27 protein-coding genes and 1 pseudogene are annotated in these 25,410 nt (G+C 48.5%); all 28 read right to left on the bottom strand.

Annotated features, from left to right (window positions below; all coding sequences use genetic code 11):
- Positions 1-243 precede the first annotated feature (243 nt).
- The 28 genes and pseudogenes from ACXAJH_RS11365 to ACXAJH_RS11230 all read right to left on the bottom strand — a co-directional run bounded on the left by ACXAJH_RS11365 (position 244) and on the right by ACXAJH_RS11230 (position 25,358).
- Positions 244-1,434, bottom strand: coding sequence for a PDZ domain-containing protein (locus tag ACXAJH_RS11365; protein ID WP_474994010.1), 1,191 nt, complete (start codon positions 1,432-1,434; stop codon positions 244-246).
- A 100-nt stretch (positions 1,435-1,534) separates the two neighbouring features.
- Positions 1,535-3,034, bottom strand: coding sequence for a S41 family peptidase (locus ACXAJH_RS11360; protein WP_474994008.1), 1,500 nt, complete (start codon positions 3,032-3,034; stop codon positions 1,535-1,537).
- 198 nt (positions 3,035-3,232) lie between these two features.
- Positions 3,233-3,919 carry a cell division ATP-binding protein FtsE gene (ftsE, locus tag ACXAJH_RS11355; protein ID WP_474969442.1) on the bottom strand — a complete coding sequence of 229 codons (687 nt, stop codon included), beginning with the start codon at positions 3,917-3,919 and terminating at the stop codon, positions 3,233-3,235.
- A gap of 152 nt (positions 3,920-4,071) precedes the next feature.
- A complete protein-coding gene (gene cccB / locus ACXAJH_RS11350) occupies positions 4,072-4,434 on the bottom strand; it encodes a cytochrome c551 (RefSeq protein ID WP_474969443.1) in 363 nt (120 codons plus the stop codon).
- A gap of 50 nt (positions 4,435-4,484) precedes the next feature.
- Complete coding sequence (locus ACXAJH_RS11345; RefSeq protein ID WP_474970433.1) at positions 4,485-5,300, bottom strand: YitT family protein; 816 nt, start codon at positions 5,298-5,300, stop codon at positions 4,485-4,487.
- A 259-nt stretch (positions 5,301-5,559) separates the two neighbouring features.
- Complete coding sequence (gene galU, locus ACXAJH_RS11340; RefSeq protein WP_474969444.1) at positions 5,560-6,435, bottom strand: UTP--glucose-1-phosphate uridylyltransferase GalU; 876 nt, start codon at positions 6,433-6,435, stop codon at positions 5,560-5,562.
- Positions 6,436-6,552: 117 nt separating this feature from the next.
- Positions 6,553-7,657, bottom strand: a protein-coding gene (gene prfB / locus ACXAJH_RS11335; protein WP_474994006.1) for a peptide chain release factor 2 whose coding sequence is annotated in 2 segments (ribosomal slippage) — positions 6,553-7,584 and positions 7,586-7,657 — 1,104 coding nt in all. Because the reading frame shifts where the segments join, the coding sequence is not laid out codon by codon here.
- Positions 7,658-7,727: 70 nt separating this feature from the next.
- Positions 7,728-10,241, bottom strand: coding sequence for a preprotein translocase subunit SecA (gene secA / locus ACXAJH_RS11330; RefSeq protein WP_474994004.1), 2,514 nt, complete (start codon positions 10,239-10,241; stop codon positions 7,728-7,730).
- 117 nt (positions 10,242-10,358) lie between these two features.
- Positions 10,359-10,541, bottom strand: a complete 183-nt coding sequence (locus tag ACXAJH_RS11325; RefSeq protein ID WP_474969447.1) for a hypothetical protein — start codon at positions 10,539-10,541, stop codon at positions 10,359-10,361.
- A gap of 223 nt (positions 10,542-10,764) precedes the next feature.
- Positions 10,765-11,322 carry a ribosome hibernation-promoting factor, HPF/YfiA family gene (gene hpf, locus ACXAJH_RS11320; protein ID WP_027955061.1) on the bottom strand — a complete coding sequence of 186 codons (558 nt, stop codon included), beginning with the start codon at positions 11,320-11,322 and terminating at the stop codon, positions 10,765-10,767.
- A gap of 555 nt (positions 11,323-11,877) precedes the next feature.
- Complete coding sequence (locus ACXAJH_RS11315; protein WP_474994003.1) at positions 11,878-13,248, bottom strand: cell wall-binding repeat-containing protein; 1,371 nt, start codon at positions 13,246-13,248, stop codon at positions 11,878-11,880.
- Between the two features lie 144 nt (positions 13,249-13,392).
- Positions 13,393-13,581: a hypothetical protein gene (locus ACXAJH_RS11310; RefSeq protein ID WP_474994001.1), complete on the bottom strand. Its 189-nt coding sequence runs from the start codon at positions 13,579-13,581 to the stop codon at positions 13,393-13,395.
- A gap of 150 nt (positions 13,582-13,731) precedes the next feature.
- Positions 13,732-14,079, bottom strand: coding sequence for a flagellar protein FliT (fliT, locus tag ACXAJH_RS11305; RefSeq protein ID WP_474993999.1), 348 nt, complete (start codon positions 14,077-14,079; stop codon positions 13,732-13,734).
- A gap of 2 nt (positions 14,080-14,081) precedes the next feature.
- Positions 14,082-14,471, bottom strand: a complete 390-nt coding sequence (gene fliS, locus ACXAJH_RS11300) for a flagellar export chaperone FliS (protein ID WP_474969451.1) — start codon at positions 14,469-14,471, stop codon at positions 14,082-14,084.
- Between the two features lie 28 nt (positions 14,472-14,499).
- The gene (locus ACXAJH_RS11295) at positions 14,500-16,041 is read right to left on the bottom strand and encodes a flagellar hook-associated protein 2 (RefSeq protein WP_474993997.1); all 1,542 of its coding nucleotides are present in this window, start codon (positions 16,039-16,041) and stop codon (positions 14,500-14,502) included.
- A gap of 12 nt (positions 16,042-16,053) precedes the next feature.
- The gene (gene flaG / locus ACXAJH_RS11290) at positions 16,054-16,401 is read right to left on the bottom strand and encodes a flagellar protein FlaG (RefSeq protein WP_474993995.1); all 348 of its coding nucleotides are present in this window, start codon (positions 16,399-16,401) and stop codon (positions 16,054-16,056) included.
- Between the two features lie 108 nt (positions 16,402-16,509).
- Positions 16,510-16,623: pseudogene (locus ACXAJH_RS11285) on the bottom strand (flagellin); the annotation flags it as partial.
- 342 nt (positions 16,624-16,965) lie between these two features.
- The gene (locus ACXAJH_RS11280; RefSeq protein WP_474993993.1) at positions 16,966-18,099 is read right to left on the bottom strand and encodes a flagellin N-terminal helical domain-containing protein; all 1,134 of its coding nucleotides are present in this window, start codon (positions 18,097-18,099) and stop codon (positions 16,966-16,968) included.
- Positions 18,100-18,236: 137 nt separating this feature from the next.
- Positions 18,237-18,452, bottom strand: a complete 216-nt coding sequence (gene csrA / locus ACXAJH_RS11275) for a carbon storage regulator CsrA (RefSeq protein WP_027955052.1) — start codon at positions 18,450-18,452, stop codon at positions 18,237-18,239.
- Positions 18,439-18,894, bottom strand: coding sequence for a flagellar assembly protein FliW (gene fliW / locus ACXAJH_RS11270; RefSeq protein ID WP_474993991.1), 456 nt, complete (start codon positions 18,892-18,894; stop codon positions 18,439-18,441). The genes csrA and fliW overlap by 14 nt, the downstream gene beginning before the upstream one ends.
- Before the next feature lie 13 nt (positions 18,895-18,907).
- Entirely contained in the window at positions 18,908-19,459 is a 552-nt protein-coding gene (locus ACXAJH_RS11265; RefSeq protein ID WP_474993989.1) for a DUF6470 family protein, read from the bottom strand.
- Positions 19,460-19,510: 51 nt separating this feature from the next.
- Positions 19,511-20,383, bottom strand: coding sequence for a flagellar hook-associated protein FlgL (gene flgL / locus ACXAJH_RS11260; RefSeq protein ID WP_027955049.1), 873 nt, complete (start codon positions 20,381-20,383; stop codon positions 19,511-19,513).
- A 16-nt stretch (positions 20,384-20,399) separates the two neighbouring features.
- Entirely contained in the window at positions 20,400-21,941 is a 1,542-nt protein-coding gene (gene flgK, locus ACXAJH_RS11255; RefSeq protein WP_474993987.1) for a flagellar hook-associated protein FlgK, read from the bottom strand.
- Between the two features lie 17 nt (positions 21,942-21,958).
- Positions 21,959-22,441 (bottom strand): flagellar protein FlgN, encoded by a 483-nt coding sequence (locus ACXAJH_RS11250; protein ID WP_474969458.1) that lies wholly within the window; start codon positions 22,439-22,441, stop codon positions 21,959-21,961.
- Between the two features lie 12 nt (positions 22,442-22,453).
- Entirely contained in the window at positions 22,454-22,717 is a 264-nt protein-coding gene (flgM, locus tag ACXAJH_RS11245; protein ID WP_474969459.1) for a flagellar biosynthesis anti-sigma factor FlgM, read from the bottom strand.
- Between the two features lie 77 nt (positions 22,718-22,794).
- On the bottom strand, positions 22,795-23,208 hold the full coding sequence (locus ACXAJH_RS11240; protein ID WP_474993986.1) for a TIGR03826 family flagellar region protein: 414 nt from the start codon (positions 23,206-23,208) through the stop codon (positions 22,795-22,797).
- A 75-nt stretch (positions 23,209-23,283) separates the two neighbouring features.
- Positions 23,284-23,946 (bottom strand): ComF family protein, encoded by a 663-nt coding sequence (locus tag ACXAJH_RS11235; protein WP_474993985.1) that lies wholly within the window; start codon positions 23,944-23,946, stop codon positions 23,284-23,286.
- On the bottom strand, positions 23,943-25,358 hold the full coding sequence (locus ACXAJH_RS11230) for an ATP-dependent helicase ComFA (RefSeq protein WP_474993983.1): 1,416 nt from the start codon (positions 25,356-25,358) through the stop codon (positions 23,943-23,945). The genes ACXAJH_RS11235 and ACXAJH_RS11230 overlap by 4 nt, the downstream gene beginning before the upstream one ends.
- Positions 25,359-25,410 lie beyond the last annotated feature (52 nt).

Genomic DNA, 25,410 nt, shown 5'->3' with positions numbered 1-25,410 from the left:
GATTAGTCAACGTACATCATGATAAACCAACAAATATGCCAATAGAAAACAGCACATGGAGGTCACGACTGATTTTTATAAATGAATAGACTAATCCTATATTTTAGTGGTATTCGAAATCATACACTTTAATAAAATATAGATTAGTTAATCATTTGGCATCATCAGTCCTTTCTGTTTTTTCCATCGTACCACTTCTTTTTTTCAAACACAATCAATCATACCAACGTTTCTTATTTCGTATCAAAAGAACCCGACCGAACTTTCATGTGTCGGCGGTTCTACGAATACAAGACCGAGCTCATAATGCTCTCCTTCATACATCGCCCGCTGCACATAACGGTTTTCGCCCCATTCATCGCGCACTTCAATTTTCGTGAACGCGCCTGTGTTTTGAAGGGCTTCATAAAATTGATTCTCGGTACGGACCGGGATGCTGTTCACCCGTTCAATAAGCTCACCAGGGAACAGGCCCATCTGATCAGCCGGGCTCTCAGGAATCACGCCAAGGATCCGAACCCCTTTTGGCGTCGATGTGAAGAACGGGGGCTTATCCTCTCTTGACCGGTGGCGGAGATAAATCCATTCCCGCCCGATCAAGGCAAGCGCAAATACGACAATCGAAAGAATTTCTAAGAAAAAGCTCCCTACAGCCAGTATAGTAAGGAAGAAAGCCAATAAGAACGTATGACGACCGATCGTTTTGGACGCCATTTCCGGGGACTGGCCGCGTACGAGCCACTCCGCCCCGAGAACGAAAGGAATGAGAATGACCCCGTACGTGTCGCCACCAACAGGAATGACCGGCCACCAGGAAGCGAACGGTTCAATCAAGCCTCCCGGAATAAGGGAAAAGAACGGAACAACGGTCACTCGTTTTCCTCTATGCTGCCCGATCCACAGGCCCCTCCGTCCTTTTGTCCGCTCCGGGTACGTATGAGAAGGGGAAGTTTTCAGCAGCAGTAACCCCTCTCTGACCAGCAGGAGGCTCAACAGCAGCGCCACCATCGGTAGGGAAGTATCGAACAATGTCTCCATCCAAGGGTGGGATTTCCAGTTTTCCGGCAGCAACGGCAGCAGTAAAAGGACAAGCCCTGGTACCCCCAGCGTGTAGGCGGGAGAATACCACAACAGCCGTCCAGTCAGACTCACAAACAGCAGAATGGCTGCTGTGAGAAAAAGAAACGGGTAGGAGACGGTCAGCCCAGCCCCTACACCGATGATACTGATGACGAGTCCTGTGAGAAGCGACACACTCCACGTCCCTTTCCATTCAGAAAAACGGTCGAATACCCGTGTTCCGAACATGCGCCTCTCTTTTTTGATTCGATTTGCTGATACTATCACACTCATGATGAGAGCAATGTATAAAAAAGGCAGCAAAAACAGTCTGCCCGTTCCTTGAAGAATTTCCATAAACCAAGCGCCCAACACGATTCTCCTTTCCAACACTTCACCAACAGGTCTGATCGTACGAAAAAATCCGCAGTCATCGACTACGGATATATTTCGTCATGAATCGGCAGAATCCTGCTTATTCAAACAAGACCTCCACCGCTTTGTCCATCTGCTTATCGTTGGCTTCGTCTCTCACTTGTTCAATGATTGCTTCTTCCAGCTTCCCACCGGTTTTTTCATCCACTTCTCCCGTGGATTCAAGGTCGGCATCTTTCTGGAAAGCTTTCACAGCTTTTTCGGTCTCTTTACTGAAGTAGCCATCCGTACGGCCGGGATCATGTCCAAGACCTTTCAGCATTTCCTGTACGTTTTTCACTTTTTCATTGTTGTCGTTATAAGTGAGCGTATCTTCAATATCCACAGGGTTCGTATAGAAGTACTGCGGCTGCTTCACTTCAACCGTCGGCTCTATCCCTTTTTCATGAATCCAGTTGCCTTCCGGTGTGAGCCACTTGAACAGCGTCAGCTTGATCGTGCTGCCATCGCCCATCGGGATGGCCTGCTGGACGGTTCCTTTTCCGAAACTTTTCGTTCCGACAAGATCATAACCGCCGGCTTCATTCATCGTAGCGGCCAGAATTTCAGAAGCTGATGCACTTCCTTCATCCATCAAGACCGTGACCGGATACTCTTTTTTCTCGGTAATTTCTGAATAATACTCCGTTTTCTCACCGCTGCGGTCTTCCACCTGCACGATCGGCTTGTCCTTCGGAATGAATTCCTTCAGGATTTCCTGGACGTCGGTAAACAATCCGCCCGGGTTTCCGCGGACATCAATGACGAGTCCTTCCATGCCGTCACTTTCCAGTTTCTCAAGCGCATTATGGAATTCATCAGAGGTCTTCTCTGAGAAGGATGTAATTTCAATCACGCCTGCTTTTTTACCGTCGACCGTTTTCATATCAGAATAGACGGTCTCCAGCGGAATATCATCACGGGTGATGTCGATGTTGAGCGGTTCGCTGACGCCGGGACGTTCCACTTCAAGTGTCACTTCCGTCCCTTTCTCACCGCGGATTTTCAGGACAGCTTCGTACAAGTCAAGCCCTTCGACACTTTCCCCATCAACGGTTAAAATCTGATCGTTCGGCTTCAAGCCAGCCTCCTCGGCAGGTGAGCCCTTAATAGGCGCTACGATGGTCACTTTATCGTTCACCATGCTCACTTCAGCTCCGATGCCCTGGAAGCTGGATTCAATGGTCTGGTTGAACTGCTCCATCGTTTCCTGGTCCATGTAGACACTGTACGGATCTTCCAGTGTATCCAGCATGCCTTGAATGGCGCCTTCCACGAGGGTCTGCTTGTCCACGTCCTCCAAGTAGTTCTCCTCAATGACAGAATACGCCTGTTCGACCTTCTTCAGGTCAGCGTCGCCACCCATGTTTTCTATGACTTCTTTCTGCTGTTCCTCTGTTAAACTACCAAAGTTCTCCGCTTCGGTATTGGCGTACTGCTCCGACTGCGATTGTTCCTTGGAGCCGCTTCCGAAATACTCTAGGCCAACATAAGAGCCGGCAGCTCCCAAAAGTACCGCAAGCGCTAGAAAAAGCACTACGTACCGCGGTTTTATATTCATCGCATTCACCCTTCTATAATGGATTTCCTTATTGCTTCTATACTAGCAAAAAAGCTCCTGCAACGTAAATGTCATACAGCCTGATATTAACGTATGCACGCCAATCTTTCTGCATGTCTATTTCATGGTGGGAAATCTATCGGTCTATCAGAATAGAAAAACAAAAGACTGCCCCGCTCGTGAGACAGTCTCTTTTCATTACATTTCGTAGCCGTAGTCGCCCTGCGCCTGATCGCGGACAATCATGCCGTCTTCAATGGCAATGACACGCTTACGAATCGTGTTGACAATCTCTCTGCTGTGCGTTGCCATCAGGACGGTCGTACCGCCTGTATTGATTTCCTCAAGAATGTGCATGATCTCCCATGACGTATCCGGGTCAAGGTTACCGGTCGGCTCGTCAGCGATCAGAATTTTCGGATGGTTCACCATCGCCCGTGCGATGGAAACACGCTGCTGCTCCCCGCCGGAAAGCTCATCCGGAAGAAAACGGGCTTTATTTTTCAAATGCACCTGGTCAAGAACGTCCATAACACGGCGGCGGATGTTGGCCGTATCTTCTTCGATGACCTCGAGCGCAAAGGCCACATTTTCATATACGGTCAAGGTCGGAAGCAGGCGGAAGTCCTGATAAACGACACCAATCTTACGGCGCAGCATCGGAATGCGGCGCTGCTTCATCGTGGACGTGTTGATATCGTTGATCAAAACCGTTCCGTTCGTCGGTTTTTCCTCACGGTAAATCAATTTGGTGAACGTCGATTTTCCTGCTCCGCTCGGCCCGACGATATAAACGAATTCACCCTGATCAATCTGCACGTCAAGACCGTTCAGTGCGGTCACTCCGTTCCGATAGGTTTTATAAACCCCTTGCATCTGTATCATACATGTATCACCTTAATCTTTATTATTATTAGCCAGATCTTGTTACAAACACCATCATTATAACATTAAACAGCCGTCTTTTTAGCTAAGAAATTATTACATTTCTTTATCAAAACAAAACGCCCGGCTGAATACACCGGACGTTTCTCGGATTATTTTTTAGCTGCCAGCCAACCGGCAACAAGCTGGGCGTCTTCATCAGAGACGCCTTGGGAAGGCATCTGGCCTTTCCCGTTTTTGATGATATTTACGATTTCATCTGCAGAATATTTACCGCCGACTTCCGTTAACGCCGGCCCCATTGCACCTTCAAGATCTCCGCCATGGCAGGTCGCACAGTTACTCTGGTAAACTTCCTCTGCCGCTGCTGCATCGACCGTATCTTCCGAGCTGCTGTCGGATGATTCTTCTGTCGTTTCTTCGTTCGTACCTTCATCGGATGATTCTTCCCCGCCTCCGCAGGCAGCGAGAATAAGGATAAGTCCCAGCATCATAGCCAGCCAAAGTTTTTTCACATGTCATCCCCCCTGGTATTTTATAGAAATATAATGTAAGTATAACCGAGTCAAGTCGTTTTGAAACCCTCTCCGAGCACCTCTGTGGCATTCATTGCGACGACAAAAGCCCCCGGATCGACGGTCTTGACCGTTTGTGTCAATTTGATGAATTCATTCTGCTGAACGACACACATTACGACGCGCCGCTCGCGTTCGGTATACCCGCCGGCACCGCTAAGAACGGTTACGCCGCGGTCGATCTGCCGGAAAATCTCATCACGGACCTCGTCCACTTCTTCTGTGATGATCATCACGTTTTTCGATGTATTCAATCCGACCTGGACAAAATCGATGGTACGGCTTGTGACGAAAAGACCGATCAAGGCGTACAATCCTTCCTCAAGGGAAAATACGAACGCGGACGTGATCACGATCAGGCCGTCCAGCATCGCCACGCAGATGCCGAGCGGAAGATGCGTGAACTTATGGATGACCTGAGCGGCAAGATCGATGCCCCCCGTAGACGCCCGTCCACGGAATACAATGCCGAGACCGAGGCCGACACCCATCCCTCCAAAAATAGCCCCGAGAAGCGGATCAGGGGTTGCCGCATCCATCGAGCTCGTTAAAAGAACGAAAAACGGAAGAACGACCGTCCCCACTAACGATTTGAAGCCGAAATTTTTCCCAAGGATCAGCCAGCCCATAATAAACAGGGGAATGTTCAGCACCCACTGGACGACGCCAGGCTCCCAACCGAAGACGCCTTTGGTGATCGTACTGATCCCCGCAACGCCTCCGGAAGCAACGTTATTGGGAAGTAAAAACAAGTTAAAAGCGATTGCTACAAAAAAGGACCCGAGAATGACGAGACCGTAATCCATCGTATGACGAAGGGCCGGCGGCACCGGCTCCCTGCGGTATTTTTTAGCCATCATCATGATGTTCAACTCTCCCTATGTATACGTACTTCTAAAACCGTATGGAGTATACCATTCCATTCAGAGGGTGTAAATAAGAGCGGAATAACGTATTAACACGGTAAAGGAGCGGCCTGACGCCTTTTTTAGTGTTCACCTGATGATACGATCTATGCAGGAGCAGAAAAGAAGAGAGCCCTGGATTAGGCTCTCTTCATATCTCTTATCTGGATTCCTGCTTTTCCATCACTTCCGCAAGCAGTTCGAGCACATCCTCGCGCATGTTGTCTCTTTCCATCGCAATGGCAAGCGTCGTTTTGATAAATCCAAGCTGATCTCCGACATCATAGCGGTCTCCCTTGAACTCATAGCCGTACACCGGCTGATCGAGGTTGAGGCGTTCAATCGCATCGGTCAGCTGGATTTCCCCACCGGCTCCTGTCTCCTGTGTTTCCAACAGGTCCATAATTTCCGGCGTGAATACGTAGCGGCCGATGATGGCCAGGTTGGACGGAGCGTCCTCTACCGCCGGCTTTTCGACAAAATGTTCGACTTCATAGCGGCGGCCCTGCTGATCCTTCGGAGCGATAATGCCGTAGCGGTCTGTCTCATCTTCCGGCACCTGCTTCACACCGATCACAGACGACTGCGTCTCTTCATACTGATCGATCAGCTGTTTCAGACACGGTTCATCGGAGCGGACGATATCATCCCCGAGGAGGACCGCAAAAGGTTCATGGCCAATAAACTTCCGGGCACACCAGACGGCATGGCCGAGGCCCTTCGGCTCTTTCTGACGGATGTAGTGGATATCCACTTCTGCGGACTGCTGTACTTCTTCAAGCAGATCAATCTTCCCTTTTTTATAAAGGTTATCCTCCAGCTCAAAAGCATGGTCAAAATGGTCTTCAATCGCCCGTTTCCCTTTCCCGGTAACGATGATAATATCTTCGATCCCCGACTGGATCGCTTCTTCGACAATGTACTGTATGGTCGGCTTATCAACAATCGGAAGCATTTCCTTCGGCATCGCCTTTGTAGCCGGAAGGAACCTCGTTCCAAGACCGGCGGCGGGAATGATCGCTTTTTTCACCTTCATGTCGTGACGCCTCCTCCAAATTATGTATGCCCTTTTATACTAGCAGAAACGGCATCGATTGGACAGCTGTTCCCCACACAAAAAAAGACCCTCACAGCAAAGTGAGAGTCTTTGTTATTAACCGTCCATCTGCGAGCGCAGGTAGGCATCGATAAATTTATCAAGGCCGCCGTCCATGACGCCCTGCGTGTTTCCGACTTCTTCACTCGTACGGTGGTCTTTGACCATGGAGTACGGGTGGAACACATAGGAGCGGATCTGGCTTCCCCAGCCGATTTCCTTCTGCTCGCCGCGGATGTCGTCAAGTTCCTGCTGCTGACGCTCGATTTCAAGCTGGTACAGCTTCGCCTTCAACATCTTCATCGCCTGGTCACGGTTCTTAATCTGAGAACGCTCCGACTGACACGTTACAACCGTGTTTGTCGGGGTGTGCGTAATACGAACCGCGGAGTCTGTGGTGTTGACGTGCTGACCACCGGCACCACTGGCACGATACGTATCGATTTTCAGATCTTCTGTGCGTACATCAATCTCAATTTCATCGTTGAACTCAGGCATCACTTCACACGATACGAATGACGTGTGACGACGGCCGGAAGAGTCGAACGGGGAAATACGGACGAGACGGTGCACGCCTTTTTCCGCTTTCAGGTAGCCGTAGGCGTTGTGACCTTTAATAAGCAGGGTCACACTCTTCACGCCCGCTTCATCGCCGGGTAGGTAATCCATCGTCTGCACAGAGAAACCTTTCTTCTCTGCCCAGCGTGTATACATACGAAGCAGCATGCTCGCCCAGTCCTGAGACTCTGTACCACCGGCACCCGGGTGCAGTTCGAGAATCGCGTTGTTCTTGTCGTACGGCTCACTGAGCAGGATGTTCAGCTCAAACTGGTTCAAGTCGTTCGACAGCTTCTGCACTTCCTGAACGAGGTCCTCCAGAAGCTCTTCGTCCTCTTCTTCTTTGACAAGCTCATAGGAAACTTCCAGATTCTCATGTGTTTCCTCATGCTCTTCCAATGTGTGAACGAGACCTTTCAGGCCGTTCACTTCATCAATGACCTTCTGCGCGGTACTCTGGTCATCCCAGAAGCCCGGCTCTGTCATCTGTTCTTCTAGTTCAGCAATGCGGGTTTTTCTTTGATCGACGTCAAAGAGACCCCCTGAAGTCCGCTAATTTCTCAGCTGTTTTATCTAATTCATGACGGATTTCTGCCATATCCATGTTGAATCACTCCTCTATTATTCTAAACACAAGGGAAGACACTCTCTGTAAAAAGAGAGTGTCCCACTGGTTATTTACCATGGCAATTTTTATACTTCTTGCCGCTTCCGCAAGGACAAGGGTCATTGCGGCCGACGGTGTCTTTTCTTACGTAAGGATTTTTCTTTTTCGGTTCCTTGCTTTCTTCCCCGCCGGAAACGGCTGTTGCACCTTTCGCCACTTCCTGGCGCTGCAGGTTGCTGCGGATCTGCGCCTTCATGACATAACGGGCCACTTCCTCATCGATGCTTGCCACCATCTGTTCAAACATACGGAAGCCTTCGAAGTTATATTCCCGAAGCGGATCGTTCTGCCCGTATGCACGCAGGTGAATCCCCTGGCGAAGCTGGTCCATCTGATCGATGTGGTCCATCCATTTCTGGTCGACCGTGCGAAGCAGGATGACTTTTTCGAACTCACGCATCTGCTCCGGTGTCAGCTCTTCTTCCTTCTCGTCATAACGTTCCTTCACTTTAGCCAGGATAAGCTCCTTCATTTCTTCCGGATCTTTTCCTTTCAAGTCTTCAACGGTGACGTCACCTTCAAAGAGCAGGTTGGCACGAAGATAATCGACAACGCTCTCAAGCTCCCAGTTTTCATCTTCCTCTTCACTCGTGTGGACATCAACGGTTTGAGCCACCGTACGATCGATCATCCCTTCGATGATTTCACGAAGATTTTCAGATGTGAGCACTTCATAACGCTGCTTGTAGATTACTTCACGCTGCTGACGGAGCACATCATCGTAGGAAAGGATCGTCTTACGAGCATCGAAGTTGTTCCCTTCCACACGTTTCTGCGCCGATTCCACTGCACGGGAGATCATTTTACTCTCAATCGGCTGGGAATCGTCCATACCGAGACGGTCCATCATGTTGCGGATGTTGTCGGAGGCGAAGCGGCGCATCAGTTCATCATCTGTCGCCAGGTAGAACTGGGACATCCCCGGGTCCCCCTGACGTCCGGCACGACCACGCAGCTGGTTATCGATCCGGCGTGATTCGTGACGCTCAGTACCAATGACCGCCAGGCCACCGGCTTCTGTTACGCCGTCGCCGAGCTTGATATCTGTACCACGACCGGCCATGTTCGTCGCAATCGTTACGGCACCCTTCTGTCCGGCGTTTTCGATGATTTCCGCTTCACGGAAGTGGTTTTTTGCGTTCAGGACATTATGCGGCACGCCTGCTTTTGTCAGATAGCGGGAGATGATTTCAGACGTTTCCACTGCTACCGTACCGACAAGCACGGGCTGGCCGTTTTCATGACGGTTTTTAATATCCTCGACAACCGCCTTGAACTTCCCGTCCATCGTTTTGTAAACGAGGTCGGCTTTATCATCACGCTGAATATCACGGTTCGTCGGAATCACGACAACACGCATGTTGTAGATATTCATGAATTCCTCTTCCTCGGTTTTCGCAGTACCGGTCATACCGGAAAGCTTTTCGTACATACGGAAAAGGTTCTGGAATGTGATGGAAGCGAGCGTCTGGCTTTCGTTCTGGATTTCAAGACCTTCCTTCGCTTCAATCGCCTGGTGGAGGCCATCGCTGTAGCGGCGGCCTTTCATTAAACGTCCGGTGAACTGGTCGACGATGACCACTTCTCCTTCTTCCACCACATAATCGGTATCACGCTGCATCGACGTGTGCGCCTTCAGGCCCTGGTTGATGTGGTGAATGAGCGATACGTTGGAAAGATCGAACAGGTTTTCAATCTTGAAGAAACGCTCCGCTTTGTTAATCCCTTCTTCTGTAAGCTGGACGTTTTTCGTTTTTTCATCGTACGTAAAGTCCTCTTCACGGGCAAGCAGACGAACAAACGAATTGGCACCAACATAAAGGTCGGCGGATTTTGAAGCAGATCCGGATATGATCAGCGGTGTACGCGCCTCATCAATTAAAATCGAGTCAACTTCGTCAATGATGGCATAATGCAGCGGACGCTGGACCATCTGCTCTTTATAGAGCACCATGTTGTCACGCAGGTAGTCAAAGCCGAACTCATTGTTCGTTCCGTACGTGATGTCAGCGTTGTAGGCTTCTCTTTTCTCATCCTTGGACATGCCGTTGGAGTTCAATCCGACCGTCAGCCCTAGATACTGATAAAGCTCACCCATATCCGTCGAGTCACGGCTCGCCAGGTAGTCGTTCACAGTAATGATGTGGACGCCTTTGCCTGTGAGGGCGTTCAAGTACGCAGGCATGGTAGAGGCAAGGGTTTTACCTTCCCCTGTCTTCATCTCTGCAATGTTCCCTTCGTGAAGGGCGATCGCACCCATGAGCTGGACGCGGAACGGGCGCATATTCAACACACGTTTCGAAGCTTCACGGACAACCGCGAAGGCTTCGACTAACATATCATCTAATTTCTCGCCATTTTGATAGCGTTCTTTGAATTCTGCCGTCTTATTCTTTAAATCTTCCTCTGACAATTTCTCGATGTCTGATTCCATTGCATCAATATCATCAGCGATCTTTTCTAATCGTTTCAGTTGACGAGTATTGCCGTCGCCAAAGATTTTCTTTAAAGTTCCAAGCATTGCAACCGCTCCTCTATTGATTTCCAATCTTCGGTTGTGTAGTTCAGTCCATCTCTTATCATAACACTAAGAGAAGCGGCCTGACAATTCAAGAGCGGGGCTTTAGTCACCGGGGATTTATGTTGTTGAAGTAGTGGCTGGGGCGGGTTCATTTAGGAAAAGCGGCTGAAGCTGGAGCTGTCTTTCGTTCAGTTCTTTTACACGCTTATTGGTGGAGCCGATGATGTGGACAAGCTGGACGATTGTATCTTCCTGCTGCTTCAAACGTTGATCCACGTCATGACAGTTTCTGCAGGTCATCTCATCACCTCCCTGTTGCTTTAGTTATACTACAGCAAGAGGAAGCATGCACATATATAAAATGGAGGTTTCAGCAGGAAGAGCTGGTTAAAAATGGAGGTTTTCTCAGTGGAAAATGCGGGTTTTGAAAGGGAACGATTCTCCTTTTTTGGTTTTCTGGAATTTTCCCAAAAAGAAAAGCATCCCTGTCAAAACAGGAATGCTTTTTCTTTTCATTCATAGATTACGTTTCAATTAAACCGTAGCGGCCGTCACGTCGTTTGTATACGATATTTGTTTCATCAGTATTCGCATTTGTAAAGACGAAGAAGTTGTGGCCGAGCATATCCATTTGAAGGGCCGCTTCTTCACTATCCATCGGTTTCAGGTCAAAGCGTTTCGTTTTCACGATTTCCACATCGAATTCATCATCCGACTGCATCTGCTCCTGGTTGGCTTCACGCTCTAATTCGGCAAATACGTATTTTGGTGCACCCTCCTGACGGAATCGGCGGTTTACCTTCGTTTTATGCTTACGGATCTGTCGTTCTAATTTATCAACCACAAGGTCGATGGCAGCGTATAAATCTGTATTATGCTCCTCCGCTCGGAGTAGTAGATTTTTCATCGGGATTGTGACCTCGATTGTCTGCTCATCATTATAGACACTTAAATTTACGTGCACCTCAGAGGACGGGGGAGTGTCAAAGTAGCGTTCAAGCTTGCCCACCTTTTTCTCCACATATTCTTTAATAGAATCCGTCACTTCAAGGTTCTCACCACGAATGTTGTACTGTAGCATTAGAAGTGTCCTCCTTTCATCCTTATGTGATATATATTCTATCATACCCACGGCCTTTCCTGCATAAACTTTCTTAAAATTGTGTCATTTTTATGTCGGTATTTGCTGGAATTTGTCCCATGACAATGAAAACGTGGATGAAACAGGGATGGATTTTGTCAAAATGATAGATGAACCGCCGTTTCCGTCATAACCTTACAAAAAGATTAAGATAAAAAAAGTCAGCCTGGGTCAGGCTGACTTTCACTTTTACAAAACCGTGTTTTCCAATGCCTGCGGAAGAAAGAACCTTCCTATTCCACGGACGAACATCCAATCCTACTCATGAAGACCTCCCAGCGTGGTCTCGATACCCCCTGATTTTAAGAGATTACTTAGGGAAATCACGAGGAGCGTTCGGTGGTGACGCCTGCGGGAAAAGCGCGAGCCGAAGATCCGCTTGGACAGGCATTTTTCCTGTCCTAGTTAGCTGTGGACGTGCCCCGGCAAGCATCCATCGATAAGCGGAACGTGACCGTAAGTCTTTCGTGTAGAAAGCACCATACACATTCACTTTTATTCATAGAGAGCTTCCAGTTCCTGTTCCACGCTCTTTTCGACAGCGGCTTTACCGCCGAAAATGTTGAAACGGAACATCTCCTTTTCTTTTACGTACGCTTTGATCTCTTCGTTCAGTTCATCTTTCGGTGTCAGAAGAAGCGGCTGGTCGACATCGTTCACAGAGCCGGCAAGGGCATCAGCAAAATGGGACCCTGTCGCAAAGCTCGCTTTCACTCCTCCGACGTTGAAGTGTTCCACGACGGCAAGCGACGTCAGGTAACGGTTCTTCCCAGATATTCGCTCTGCTTTCGGCATGTCAGCGAGTACATCAGAGCTGATTACTCCTGTCCCTCCGACCGCGATGCTTTCACCATAGTTTTTCAGACTTTGCTCTGTTGCTTCCGGAAGTTCATCCTGCTCGGTTAAGAGAATCGGCATCCCTTTTCCAGCCGCGATCGGGGCGATAGAAAGCGCATCCGGGAAATTGCGTCCGTAGGCGACGACCGCTTGATCACTTTCAGGGAGACGGTCCGCAATCGCTGCGGCGGTTTCATAGCGGTTTTTTCCGGAAATGCGGTCGACTTCCATTCCAAGAACATTTTCCAAATACGTTTCTACATCAGCGGAAACAGCGCCTGTTCCGCCAAGAATCGTCACTTTTTCGGTATCTAAGCTGTTCATCACTTGTTCTGTGATTCCAGGAACTTCGTCCTCCCGCGTCAACAGGATCGGTGCATCGAGGTGCTCTGCTAATGGAGCTCCTGCCAGTGCGTCAGGAAAATCCTCTCCGGTTGCCAGCACAACATTTTCAGATGGGTAACGGTCCGCATCGCCATATCTTGCAATGTTGGCGGCTGTCCAGTAGCGGTCGACTCCCCAGATTCTTTCTGCGGATGCGTCTAAAAGTTCTGCTCCAGTACCTAGATAGTAGGTGCTGCCATCCGCAAGGTCCGCCTTATCCCATACTTTCATATAGTAGACGCCCGGATCTAAAAGATGGGACTCTATGTAACCATATTCATTTCCATTCATGCTATAAGGTGGCAAAACCTCTCCCTGTTCGGTCAGGAGTCTGCCTTGAAACTTCATATCCGTTTTTTCCTCTACATACTCAAATAGATGAAAGGTAAATTGAACCGTTGCATCCCCATTCACCTCTACACGGTAGTAATCCACATCCTCGTCCGTAAATTCTCCGGAAATGTAGGAATTCAACGGAACTTGCGTGGCATTTTCCCGTCCATCGTTTGGTTCCTTTTCTTCATATGTATTCTGTGCTTCGACTTTCTCTACCTCGATGGGATCTTGCGCTGCCTCGACGGTTGATGCTTGAAACAATCCTGCCGCTGCCAAAGCGGTGGCTGCCAGTCCTAACCATTTCTTCATATAACCTCTCCCCTTTTTATGTATGGTTCCACCATGGGATTATATAGGAGATTAGTCATGAAATCTACCTTCTAACCAAAACAAAAGAAGCATCAGGATCCTGATACTTCTTTACTAGTGCACGATATAAGGGTCCAGGGCGGACTAGATTTTTTCTGACCATGCCGCGTAGGCAGGCGGGACTACTTCAGACAGATGAATGGACTTCTCCTGAGAGGAAATGTCAAACCAGCCTTCGAGCATTTCAACGATATGTAGAAAATCCTTCAGCAAATCACCTTCCATCAGCCCACCCATTTTCCCATGAGTGACGTTCAACTGTTGGAAAGCCATCAGCACATCCTGAAAAACATCAGGAGCCTGTGGCGATGGAAAGGTCTGTTAAATAGTCCAGGCCCTCCTGAGTGGTGTGGATAAGCTCATGATAAGCACGAAGCATTGTGTGCTGTTCACAGGTTATAATAGACAGGGGAATCCCTCTGTCTATTTTTTGTGATCCAGATACATGCCATCATAGGTCGATACGTTTTGGTACGGATTGATATAGCGCTGTTTACTGGATTTCTGCTTTTTATTATTCCGCATCTGATTCTTCAAATCCATAAGCAGGAACTCCATCTTCTGATTGATCATCAAGTCCCGCTTCTTCACTTCCTGGACAATCGCTTTTTCTTCATCCGTCGAAGGCTGCGGCAGCTTGGATAACAGTTCTTGGCGTTTTTTTAACAGGTCATTGATACGTTCCATCCGCTGAGAGCGAGTCTGAGAGGAGGGCTGGTGAACCATTTCCTCCAGTTCTTTCGTCAGCGTTAAAAATGTCTGCCACACCATCGTTACGCGTTTCCGCCCTGGGCATACTGGGATTTTCTCGTCTGCAGGATAACCTGCTTCCACGTGTCGCGGAACTCGACAACGAGCCCTTCCACTTCATCAAGGATGGCTCCATCATTTTTCGTATTCGCTTCGATCAGACGGCGGTTCATATAGTCATACAGCGGAAGCACCTGTGCGCTGATGTCTGTATTCTGGTCCATCGTCACCATCAGTTCCTGGATGATGCGCTGGGCTTTTTGGATATTCGTATTTTTACTTTCTATATCTTTCTGCTCCATCGCTTTTCCCGCTGCCTTGATGAATTTGATGCAGCCGTTGTAGAGCATGAGTGTCAGTTCGCCAGGGGAGGCTGTTTCCACTGAGTTGTTTTGATAGGCTTGAATAGACATCTATTCAACACTCCTTTTTTTATAACGTTTAGCCAAAGTTCTGCATAATAAAAGCTGACTGGGAGTTCATCTGTGAAATGGCCTTCTCCATCGCGGTAAACTCTCTCCAGTAGCGGTCTTCAATTTGATTCAAGCGGTCCTGGAAGCTGTCCATTTCATCATCTAAATCTTCAATCTGCCGGCCGAGCAGGAAATTGTTATCCAGCGTCGTCGCTTTTCCTGCCTTCTGCTCGATCGATTTCACGGTGCTGTCGATCGTCGTTTCCAGACGCCGTGCAATACCAGGATTCTCCTCTGTACCCGTAAACAGCTGATAGACCGATTCCGGATCGTTGCGAAGGGCATTCTTCAAATCGTCCTCGTCGACGATGAGCTTACCGCCGTCACGGTAGTTGGAGGAGGATGTGATGCCGATCTGCGACAGCATGGAAAACGCTCCATCTGTCTGAACAGGTGTGTACCAGTTTTCCCGCATTTTGCTGAGCGCTCCAGAAACAGCGGCATCATTCCGGAGCATCCCGCTCTTCGCCTGCTCTTCCCACAGCTCGATTTCCTTCTCTTCCATATCCTCTTTCTGTTCGGCTGTCAGTGGTGGATAGTCACGGTTCTTCTTTTCCTGTACCTTCCCGTTCAAGTCCTCAATGATCTGATTGTATTTATCGACGAATTTGACAATCTTATCAAACGCGTCATCCACATTGTTGGTCACATTGACCTTGACGTTGCCATCGGTCACTTCGTTGAAGGTAAAGTTCACACCATTCAACGTGTAGTTGTTGGTCTTCGACGAAATTTCCAGCCCGTTGTTATAGGTGAATTTCGCATCCTGTCCGCCTTTTTCATTTAGCTTCCACGAGCCGGAGGAGTTATCCCCATTCTTAATGCCAAGGGTCGTAGACAGAAACGAAGCACTTCCATCAAAACCAATTTCCGCACCTAAGAATTCATTATCATCCTGATTGAAGTTTCCGGTTACGGTTCGTTCAAGCATCACTTTATCCGCACTTTTATCATAAAACGCACGGACACCGAGATCAGACTTGCTGATTTCAGAGAGAACGTCATTCAGTGACTTGTCTCCGGTCACTTCGAACGACTTCTTATTTTTTGAGCCGTCTTCATTATACGTCGTTATCGAAAATGTCTCGCCAAGCGTCAGACCATTTTTGAAACTGTTCTGCTGGCTGCTTAACGAAGCACTCGGATCAAATGACGAACCATCTTTTGTAATCTTTTCTTCACTATAGTTGTAGGCAGCCGTCGCCAGCTGTTCCACGCTCAGCGTATAATCGCCGTTTCCAGCGGAAGCATTGGCTGTTGCAGAAACGGCCGAACTCGAAGAGGTTGCTGTTTTGGAATTGAACGTTGACTGCAGTTTCATGTTAAAGGCCATATCATCCAGTTCCTTCAACTGCTTGTTCACATCACGGTACGAATCCCGCTGCCATGTGAGCCATTCCTTATCCTGCTCCATTTTGTTTAACGGCTGTTTCTCCGCATTCATCAGGTCCTTGACGATACCGTCAATATCCATTCCGGAAGCCAGGCCTCCGATCCGCATATCACTCATGCTTTCACCTTCTTATATTTTATGGTCGACAATGATGCCGATTGATTCCGCAATCGATGCATACAGATCCAACATCTTCTTCGGCGGAATTTCCTTAATCACTTCGTCGGTTTCATTATTGACGACGGTTACATAATATTCCCCGAGCTTATCGTGGAACTGAAAGCGCAGGGATGTTTGTAACGATTGGAAAATATCATTCAAGCTGTCCGTCAACTGCGTCAGCTTTTCTTTTTCACCAGCAGGAAAAGAGTACGCTTCTCTCTTCTCCTGTATGTCCTGAACAGATGTCGTTGGGTTATGTGGCTTATAGGTGCTCTGCAGGGGTTGTGAGGGGGTGATGCGTGTGGACAGATGCACCTTCAACAACTCCTATACGGTTTTCTTTTTATATCGGAGCGTTTTAAGGAAGTTGAAGAGGAAATAGAAAAGAGACTCCAGTAAACTGAAGTCTCTTGAGAATAAAAATTAACGTAGAAGTTGAAGAACTCCCTGTGGCTGTTGGTTTGCTTGTGCAAGCATCGCCTGTGCAGCTTGAGAAAGGATAGAGTTCTTGGTTTGGTTCATCATTTCTTTCGCCATCGTGCGAACATTTGCTTTCACAAATGACCAGACTATATCTTCACCCTTTTTCATCAAAAGGGGTCGGGCACTTCGGATTCACAATGCTGATGATACATTGTTTCACCTATGGATTTCATCACCATAGCTTTTGCTTTAGATGGTTTATCCTAGTCGTTGAACCTTCTCCACTCTTTCGAGACAGGAGCTTGGCTGCTGATTGCCCAATCTTTTCTTTTGTTAACCTTCACGCTTATCGTTTCCAATTACGTTGTGGTAAGAAAAGTTCTCAGGGGTTTCCAGCAATTCACCCGATTATTATCTCTAGCCGTTACCAGCTAGGACGACTGTGCTTGTCACTGCTTAGGCAGCTAAAACATAATCTACGTCGCGGATACGAGATTCCGCAGCAGTTAGGTTTTCAGAAGATGTACTTAAGTTATTAATAGTATGGTCAAGACGGTTTTGGTTAGCACCAAGTTTTGAACGTTCAGCAGAAACATTGTCTATTGCTCCTTGGATTTTTGTTATTGCATTTGCAGCACTTTCAGCAGTTGAAACATCTAACCCTGACTCAACACCTGCAGAATCAGTACCGTTACTTACTCCTGGGCCTGAAGTATATCCAGTGCCCGTTCCTGTTAGCCCAAGAGAGTTTGCACGCATATCTGATATCTCAAGTGTTAAGCTTTGGTTTTCGTTAGCCCCTATTTGAAACTGGATCCCCGCACCTGCGTCAGTTCCATTATCACTACCAGCTGAGATATTTAAGTCCGCTAAAGCAGTACCAGCAGACACCCCAACTACCTCCACTGACGAACTAGAACCCGTTGTGACTGAATCCAGTTTAAGTGCTCCATCACTATCAAGTGAAGCATATGTTTCACTAATCGTACCGAGGTTAGTGTTTGCAGCAGTGTTAATTGCAGTAACAATATCACTAGCTGCATCTCCGTCATTTATAGTTACTCCAACATCAGTACCATCTATCTTTAAATTCAGTGTCCCGCCAGTTGTTACTGCACTAGCTGCACTGGATCCTGTTAAACTAGCCGCAGTAGCAGCTGTACCAGTAGTCTTTTCTCCATTTAATAGTTTCTGAGTGTTAAACTCTGTAGTGTTACCGATACGGTTAATTTCAGATGTCATTTGATTAATTTCTTTTTGAATTTCATCTCGGTCTGAAGTCGTATTAGTATCGTTTGATGCTTGTACCGCTAGCTCTCGCATACGCTGAAGGATGTCATGGGTTTCATTTAGTGCTCCTTCAGCTGTTTGAATCATAGAAATTCCATCTTGTGCGTTTGAAGAAGCTTGATCCAATCCACGAATCTGTCCACGCATCTTCTCAGAAATCGCTAGACCCGCTGCATCATCAGATGCGTTGTTAATACGAAGACCAGAAGATAGTTTCTCCATAGAGTTGGACTGCGCATTGTTAGCAGAGCCCAATTGACGATAAGTATTCAAAGCCGCGATATTGTGATTAATTCTCATGTTACAAATTCCTCCTTGAAATGGTTGATTCCACGTCCTTGTGAAACCCATTAGAATACATACAAAAAGTCGGCCGACTCTTGTAATGTTTTACATTACTTATATCGGACGACTTTTCCCACTGTTAACGATTATTTTCATTTTTTCAGCAGATCCAGTAAATTTTTTGAAAGCGCGGAGGCTTCCTTGTTCTCCTCTTCAATGCTGACATACACTTCTTTGCGGTGGATATCGATATGACGGGGAGCCTCGATGCCGAGCTTCACCTGTCCGCCTTCAATGGAAACGACTTTAATTTCGATGTCATCACCGATTTTGATCGATTCTCCGGACTTACGATTAAGGACGAGCATCAGCTTCACCGCCTTTATCCTCTGTCAAAAGAAGCTGCCGTCTCTGGTAGCTTTCTTCTTTAAGGATGACCTGCTTGGCCTTGTTTTTATGGACGTTAACAACGATTGGAGCTTTCAAGTTGATCGTAGAGGCTTTGAAAGGCTCTTTTAACGTCAACACGCTGTAGACGGCTACATCTTCCGGGCCGTTCAGGCTAAGCTCTTCAACGACCGCGTCTTCAATATGGAACTCGTAATCCGCAAAAAACAGGTACGGGTTGGTGACGATGAGTGCTACCTCGGCTTCATCCACGGACTGCAGCGCGTAATAAACACCATTTTCATCCACAGGCAGCAGCACATATGTATGGTCATCTTCAAATCCCGGCAGCCCGTGCTTGAAGGTGAGAAGATCCTTTTCCTCGACAGCAAGTTCACCGAAATGCTTTGTATTGATATTCATATTTATTCTCCTTTTACACTTTCCAGTCGATCTGTACGTCCGGATGCTGTTCTAACTGAAAGCTCACTTTTCCAGGCTGATACGTATGCTGTGGTTTCTGCGGCTGCACCTGAAGCACCGGCTTCTTAGGCTCTACGTCTATTTCAACAGAAGCGGCCTTATACGATACGTCAACAAGATCATACGCAGGCAGCCCTCCCGGTGCAAACGTAAAGTCCAGCTTGGCATTTTCCTCTCCATGTGAGGCGATTGGATTGCCGCCGCTTTCGATTTTCATCAGCTCATCGCCTTCACGCGCCATTCGGGCAATGCCTTCCAGTAACAACTGCCGGCCATCAGCGGCAAGCTCATCACTCCGCTTCGCCACGCTTTTCAAATCAATATTGTTCCAAGCCTTTGTCTGATCGATCGTCAGTTTTCCAGGACGCTGACGGATATTCATTTCCGCTGCCGGCTGCTGGATGGACAATTCCGCTTTCGGCTGACGGATCGTCTGCTTTGATCCTTCCACCTGATGACCGAGCCGTGCTTGAGTCGTCTGCACCTGGAGCTTAGGTATGTTCATAAGGATGCTCTCCTTTTCATAAAAAAGCAGGCTGTCCCTTCAGGGGGCAGCCTATCTTAGGAAGTCCATCAGCGTCGGCTGGATGATGCGCGATCCGGCACCGAGGGCGGCCCTGTGGATTGTTTCCTGTGTTTTCAAATCCATGATGACTTTTTCAATGTCGGCATCTTCATTATCGGAGACGAGCTTGGAGGCCGATACCTCCTGAGTCGCCAGACGGTCCTCAATCAACTCGACCCGGTTCATCCGTGCGCCGAGATCGGCCCGCTCATTGACGATATTGTTGATATGACCATCGAATTTACCAAGAAATTCATCAAGGTCTGTCCCACTTTCCAAAGCATTGGCGAAGCTTTCAAGGTCGTTGAACAAATCTTCGTTGAACACGTTACCGGCGTTCACGTTCGTCTGAATCCGGACACCGTCCGACACTTCGATCATGACCGGACTTGCGCTTTGATTGATCGTAAAAGCGGCATTGTCCATATTGACCGGTGCGGCTGTCGTATTGGTTCCGTTAAAGATGTATTTATCGTTCACCTTCGTGTTGGCGATGCTTCCGACATGCTCCTTCAACTGGCGGATTTCTTTTGCAATGTTGGCGAGTTGTTCTCCTTCATACGTGCCGTTACTTGCCTGAACCGTCAGCTCTCGCACACGCTGCATCGCCTGTGTGGCTTCATTCATAGAAGAATCACTGCTGTCCATCCAATTATGCACTTCGCTGATGTTCCGCTTATACTGTTCCACGCCGGAAAGCTGGGAGCGGTAATTCATGCCCTTCATCGCAACAACAGGGTCCTGGGAGGCACGGGTGATCTTCTTCCCGGTCGCCAGCTGATCCTGATAGGTGCCCATGTTTTCATAGCTGCTGCTTAAATTACGCAGCATATTGCCGGCTAACATCGATTGAGTTACGCGCATAGGTTATCCTCCCTCCTTACACGCCCATCCGGTTGATGATGGTATCCAGCATTTCATCAATGACCGTAATGTTACGGGCGGCCGCATTATAGGCGTGCTGATATTTGATCATATTGGCCATTTCCTCATCGAGGGAGACAGAGCTGACCGACTGCCGCTGCTCCTCCACAGAAGCCTGCAGTGTGCCGGCATTTTTCGACATCCGCTCCGCTTCCTGCGTTTCCACGGCCATCGTACCAATGATGGATTCATAAAAGTTGGAAAAGGACGCTTCCTCACCGAAAAGGGCGTTATTATCGTTCTTCACTTCAGCAAGATTCCGAGCGTTTTCACCGTTCCCCGACTCATTCGTCACCGCTGCTGCGATGTTGTCGCCGTCGGCTTTGATTTCATCCGTTAAATCCAACGTCCCTGCAATGCCTTCCACGACGCCGTCATCGTTTGCCTGTGACATATCGATATCGAAAAACTTCGGTACAGCCGTTCCATTATTGATGCTGTTCAAAGACTCCCCGTTTTGATGAACGGTATTGAATGCCTCCGCAAAGCCTGTGGCCATCCGGTCCAGATCCGAGAGCATGTTTTCGTAGCTGCCCTTTTTCTCTCCGGCCTCCACATACCCACCGGATTCGATTAAGCCTTTCAATTTTCCGGGGGAAGAAAATTCTTCAATCGTGTACGTGTTTCCCCCTATTGTCATTCCTGTAGCGAGAGCGCTGTCTGCGCCATAGGTGACATCCAGTTCATTCACGCCGCCACCGATGGTTCCGTCTACAAGGGTGGCCGGCGGGTTCATTGCTTTACCATCTTGATTGACTAAGGAAATCGTCGCTCTCCCCATAGCCAGTGGACTGGCAGATGCGGACGCCTCCTCATAGCTCACTTGTACGTTGACGTGCTCGGAAAGCTGATCGATCAAGCGGTCACGCTCATCATACAAATCATTCGGAACCATTCCGTGGGGCTCGACTTCACTGATCTGCTCATTGATATTATGAATCTGGTTGGCGATGGAATGGATCGACTTTTCCGTGACGCCCACTTCCGTTTTCACATCCTTCTGCATCGTCTGGATCGTGTTGGAAAGATAGTTGAACGTTTCGGCCACCGCCTGGCCGCGCTGCCGGACGACAGAACGGGCGCCTGAATCCTCCGGGTTCACGGACAAATCCTGAAGGGCTCCCCAGAAACGGTCCATCGTGCTGGATAAACCATCCTCGGAAGGTTCGTTCATGACGCTTTCCAGACGCGCAAGAGCGTCCGAGCGTGAATCATAATAGCCCGCTTTACTGGCTTCCCCGCGGTACTGTTGATCAAGAAAACCGACACGCACGCGCTCAATGGAAGCTGCCTGCACACCGCTTCCCATCTGACCGGGAATTTCCGGACGGTTTCTCGAAGCGGCAGGATATGGACCGGTCTGCTCGAAATTGACGCGCTGTCTCGTATATCCTTCGGTGTTGGCGTTGGCGATATTATGAGAGGTTGTGTATAAGGCAGCCTGCTGGGTAAACAAGCCGCGTTTGGCTACTTCAAGCCCGTGAAACGTAGATGTCATATGTGCTGCTCCTCTATTTAAGCTTTCGAATCAAACAGGGAGCGCTTCGGCGCTTCCTGCTTTTGTTTTCCGTAATTCAACGACTGGATGGACGGCTCCAGTGTATTCAGTGACAGGCTGATAAACTGCATCGACTGTTGGATGAGCTCCGCATTCAAAGCCTCCTGCTGTTTCAAATCAGAGAGAACGAAGATGAGCGCTTCATACGCACGCTGCAGCTCCTCTTTTTCCTCACCTGAAAGAAGCTGGAGCATTGCGGAAACGGTCTCGTCCTGTCCCGTATGCCCCTTCTCCTTAAACCACTCGGCCGCCGCTTCCGTCCGCTGCTTTTCCATCTGTTTCACAGCCTGCACATGCTTACGCTCCTGCTGCAGCAGTTTCTGCATTTTGTCCGTTTCATTATGCTTCAACGCCTCTGTTTTGGTGTGCGATACCGTAAGCAGGCTTTTATGCAGCTGAGTCAGTTTGTTCATGAGAGTTATGATGGTACCGATCGTCATGGTGATGCTCCTTTATTCTTTGTTTGAAAAGAAATCGATCATCTTTTTCGCTGATGCCTGGGCATCCACCTGATAATTGCCCGTATCCACATCATGCTTGATCTGTTCCACGAGTTTCTGTCGCATCGGAGATACCGAATCATTCTCCTGCATCTGCTTCGCCTGCGGAGAGATTTCCAGCTTATCCTTCGCCTGATGAGTTTTGACATCTGCCTGCTGATTCAACTGTTTTTGATAAGGGTTCATCTGAGTATGATGCGGTCGATTGATTTTCATTAGATACACCTCACTTACGTGTCCGTTTCGTTATACTCTATATATCGGAAAAGGAATCGCTCCATCCATCATCCAAATTAATCATTTCCCACTGAGTAATAAGTCTTACGAGACACTTTTTCCTTGATCCGATCAGCAAACTGCTCGTTGCGCGTTACCTGCTCCAGCTCTTCTCCGAGTTCTCTGCTGCAGCTGGAACAGATGCGTCCTTCCTGAATGGGGGATCCGCACTTCTCACATCCGTATTCCAAGGAAGGAAACTGCGAAGGGTGCAGCCTTTTCTGCTTTACGAATTCCCGGATCTGCTTCTTGGAAACGCCGGTTTTTGCTTCAATTTCATTGACCGTAGCCGTCCGATTGGATTTTTTCTTTAGAAACGTATACACCGTCTGAAAGTCCTGCTCCTCTTTTTTTACGCATGCCTGACAGATGACGGCCGCTCCTTTTATGAATATGGCATTACAGCGCGGACAGTTCGCTAATTCTCCCATGCCGATGGTCCCCCTTATACTCTCTTTCTTATTATATCGGTTAGAAAATAAGATTCAAAAGTCTCATAGACAGATTCATCGAAAAATTGTAAATGACCGCACCTCGGGACAGCCGCTTTCTTTCAACAGCGAGGCCATATGACGGATCGTTCTTCCCGTTGTATAAATGTCATCCACGATGATAACCGGCTGATTTACCGGTTTCACAAGAGAGAAGGGGTTGTCCGCTTCCAGCCTCGCCCGTCTATTCCGCTTCGACTGCTTTTCCCCGTGAATGCGTTTAAAAAGATGCGCGGGTTCTTTTCCGACCATTTCAATGATCTTCCCGGATTGATTAAAGCCGCGCTCCTTTTCCCGCTCCGAACTCAAAGGAACGCAGACAGTCAGATCATCATCCAGGTTCAGCCCCTTCCACTTTTCCTTCACCATCACTTCAAGAGCTTCCACAGCCACGTAATCGCCGCGGTATTTCCATTTGGCGACAAGCTCTTTGGCAAAAGCATTGTACGTAAACACCGAATCGTTTTGATCAAGGACACCAGGAAGCGTCTCTTCCCAGCGCGAGCAGTCACCGCAGAGACCCTCTTCTGCTCTTGAACACATCGGACAGCGTTCAGCAGGAAGCTTCGCAAGCTCTTCTTCACACGTCCGGCAGATTTTCTTATTGATTACCGGCAGCAGGAAATTTGTCCAGTTCACTTCCGGTACGATGGGTGAAAAGCAGAGATAACAGTTCACAGCTTCTGCCCCAGCTTGTTCATCTTTTTGATCGCTTCCACCGCGTCCAGCATCTCATCGGTTTTACCGATGTGGTAAAAACGCACATCCCCATCCGGATCGTCAGCGCTTCTTCCAGCCCGGCCGGCAATCTGAACGAGAGCCGCTTCATCGAAGACAACATGACCGGCATCGATGACGTATACATCGACCGACGGGAAGGTCACGCCACGCTCTAGAATCGTTGTCGTAACGAGAATGCGGTACTCTCTATTGCGGAAGCTTTGAATTTTCTCTGCCCGGTGATGATCTTCGGCGTGGACCGACTTTACTTCAAACCCTTCTTCCTTTAAGAAAGCAGCGATTTCCTCTGCCTTTTTAATGGAAGGAAGAAAAAGCAGCAGCTGCCTGGCTGTGGTCTGCTGTTCAGAGATGGTTTTCGATAGATGCTGCGGAAGCTTTCCTCGGTTCAAAGAGCGGTGAAGCATCGGAGTCAGCTTCAACACAGGTACAGGGAGCGGGTGACCGTGGAATCGTTTCGGGATGAAAGTGACGGGGAGGGATTTTTGGCGGAGCCTTCGCTTTTGTTCTTTTCGTGGCGTTGCGGTTAAATAAATGATCGCAGCCTCCGGCTTGGCCGCTCTTTTGGCTGCAAAATGCAGCGTGGGATCGTTGTGAAAGGGAAAGGCATCGACTTCATCGATAATGAGCACGTCAAAAGCATGTGCAAATCGGAAAAGCTGGTGGGTGGTGGCAATGACAAATGGAGCCCGCCCGTTTTTGTCCGGACTGTCCCCGTACAAAGCCGCTGTATCGACTGCAGGAAAAGCCTTCTGCAGCCGAGGCTGCAGCTCACGGACAACGTCGGTCCTCGGTGTGGCAAGGCAGATTCTTTTGCCGGTTTCCAATGCTTTTGTAATCGCAGGAAAAAGCACTTCTGTTTTCCCAGCTCCGCAGACAGCCCAGATGAGGTGTTCCCCGGAGCCGCTTTGAACCAATGCGGTCAAATCATCGGCCGCCCGCTGCTGGCCGGGAGTCAGCGTTCCCTCCCATACACATGGATCCTCATAGAGAGGCCACTGGACGTTTGCGCTTCCTATATACAATGGCTCACATTCCAATACACGTCCCATTTGGATGCAGTTGCGGCAGTAGACGCACGACTTTCCACAGGTTGTATGGGGGAGTTCGGCAAACAAATGGGCCTGCGTGTTCCCGCAGCGGCGGCAGCGTTTTTGAAACAGGTGCTGCTCCATACTCTCTGTTTTCGTTAAAAATCGTTTCGAAACCAACGTTAATATTACTTTTTGACTGTAGGGGATTTCATGTGGGAGGAGGAGTTTACCGGCAAGATCGAGATGTGGATGAGGAACGGGATTGGAGGGGATCCAGGAGAAGTCCTGAGGTTTCTTTCGTTGGAAATACGGGAGCACAGCGTCACCTTCCTTAGAAAAATAGAGCCTGCCTGAGTCTCACAGACAGGCT

Source organism: Halobacillus sp. ABD4_316 (genome assembly GCF_056161385.1).
This window is presented reverse-complemented; position numbering and strand designations above follow the sequence as displayed.

What these genes read in the sequence shown, in the direction of transcription:
- ACXAJH_RS11280 (WP_474993993.1), bottom strand. Translation starts at nt 18,099, where the DNA reads ATGAGAATTAATCACAATATCGCGGCTTTGAATACTTATCGTCAATTG.
- secA (WP_474994004.1), bottom strand. Translation starts at nt 10,241, where the DNA reads ATGCTTGGAACTTTAAAGAAAATCTTTGGCGACGGCAATACTCGTCAA.
- ACXAJH_RS11265 (WP_474993989.1), bottom strand. Translation starts at nt 19,459, where the DNA reads ATGAACATACCTAAGCTCCAGGTGCAGACGACTCAAGCACGGCTCGGT.
- fliS (WP_474969451.1), bottom strand. Translation starts at nt 14,471, where the DNA reads ATGTCTATTCAAGCCTATCAAAACAACTCAGTGGAAACAGCCTCCCCT.
- flgL (WP_027955049.1), bottom strand. Translation starts at nt 20,383, where the DNA reads ATGCGCGTAACTCAATCGATGTTAGCCGGCAATATGCTGCGTAATTTA.
- ACXAJH_RS11240 (WP_474993986.1), bottom strand. Translation starts at nt 23,208, where the DNA reads ATGGGAGAATTAGCGAACTGTCCGCGCTGTAATGCCATATTCATAAAA.
- galU (WP_474969444.1), bottom strand. Translation starts at nt 6,435, where the DNA reads ATGAAGGTGAAAAAAGCGATCATTCCCGCCGCCGGTCTTGGAACGAGG.
- ACXAJH_RS11360 (WP_474994008.1), bottom strand. Translation starts at nt 3,034, where the DNA reads ATGAATATAAAACCGCGGTACGTAGTGCTTTTTCTAGCGCTTGCGGTA.
- ftsE (WP_474969442.1), bottom strand. Translation starts at nt 3,919, where the DNA reads ATGATACAGATGCAAGGGGTTTATAAAACCTATCGGAACGGAGTGACC.
- csrA (WP_027955052.1), bottom strand. Translation starts at nt 18,452, where the DNA reads ATGCTCGTCCTTAATCGTAAGTCCGGAGAATCGATCAAAATCGGTGAT.
- ACXAJH_RS11345 (WP_474970433.1), bottom strand. Translation starts at nt 5,300, where the DNA reads ATGGATTACGGTCTCGTCATTCTCGGGTCCTTTTTTGTAGCAATCGCT.
- fliW (WP_474993991.1), bottom strand. Translation starts at nt 18,894, where the DNA reads ATGAATATCAATACAAAGCATTTCGGTGAACTTGCTGTCGAGGAAAAG.
- ACXAJH_RS11250 (WP_474969458.1), bottom strand. Translation starts at nt 22,441, where the DNA reads ATGACGATCGGTACCATCATAACTCTCATGAACAAACTGACTCAGCTG.
- ACXAJH_RS11325 (WP_474969447.1), bottom strand. Translation starts at nt 10,541, where the DNA reads ATGACCTGCAGAAACTGTCATGACGTGGATCAACGTTTGAAGCAGCAG.
- ACXAJH_RS11295 (WP_474993997.1), bottom strand. Translation starts at nt 16,041, where the DNA reads ATGAGTGATATGCGGATCGGAGGCCTGGCTTCCGGAATGGATATTGAC.
- ACXAJH_RS11310 (WP_474994001.1), bottom strand. Translation starts at nt 13,581, where the DNA reads ATGGCTTTCCAACAGTTGAACGTCACTCATGGGAAAATGGGTGGGCTG.
- flgM (WP_474969459.1), bottom strand. Translation starts at nt 22,717, where the DNA reads ATGAAAATCAATCGACCGCATCATACTCAGATGAACCCTTATCAAAAA.
- fliT (WP_474993999.1), bottom strand. Translation starts at nt 14,079, where the DNA reads ATGGTGTGGCAGACATTTTTAACGCTGACGAAAGAACTGGAGGAAATG.
- hpf (WP_027955061.1), bottom strand. Translation starts at nt 11,322, where the DNA reads ATGCTACAGTACAACATTCGTGGTGAGAACCTTGAAGTGACGGATTCT.
- flgK (WP_474993987.1), bottom strand. Translation starts at nt 21,941, where the DNA reads ATGACATCTACGTTTCACGGGCTTGAAGTAGCCAAACGCGGCTTGTTT.
- ACXAJH_RS11315 (WP_474994003.1), bottom strand. Translation starts at nt 13,248, where the DNA reads ATGAAGAAATGGTTAGGACTGGCAGCCACCGCTTTGGCAGCGGCAGGA.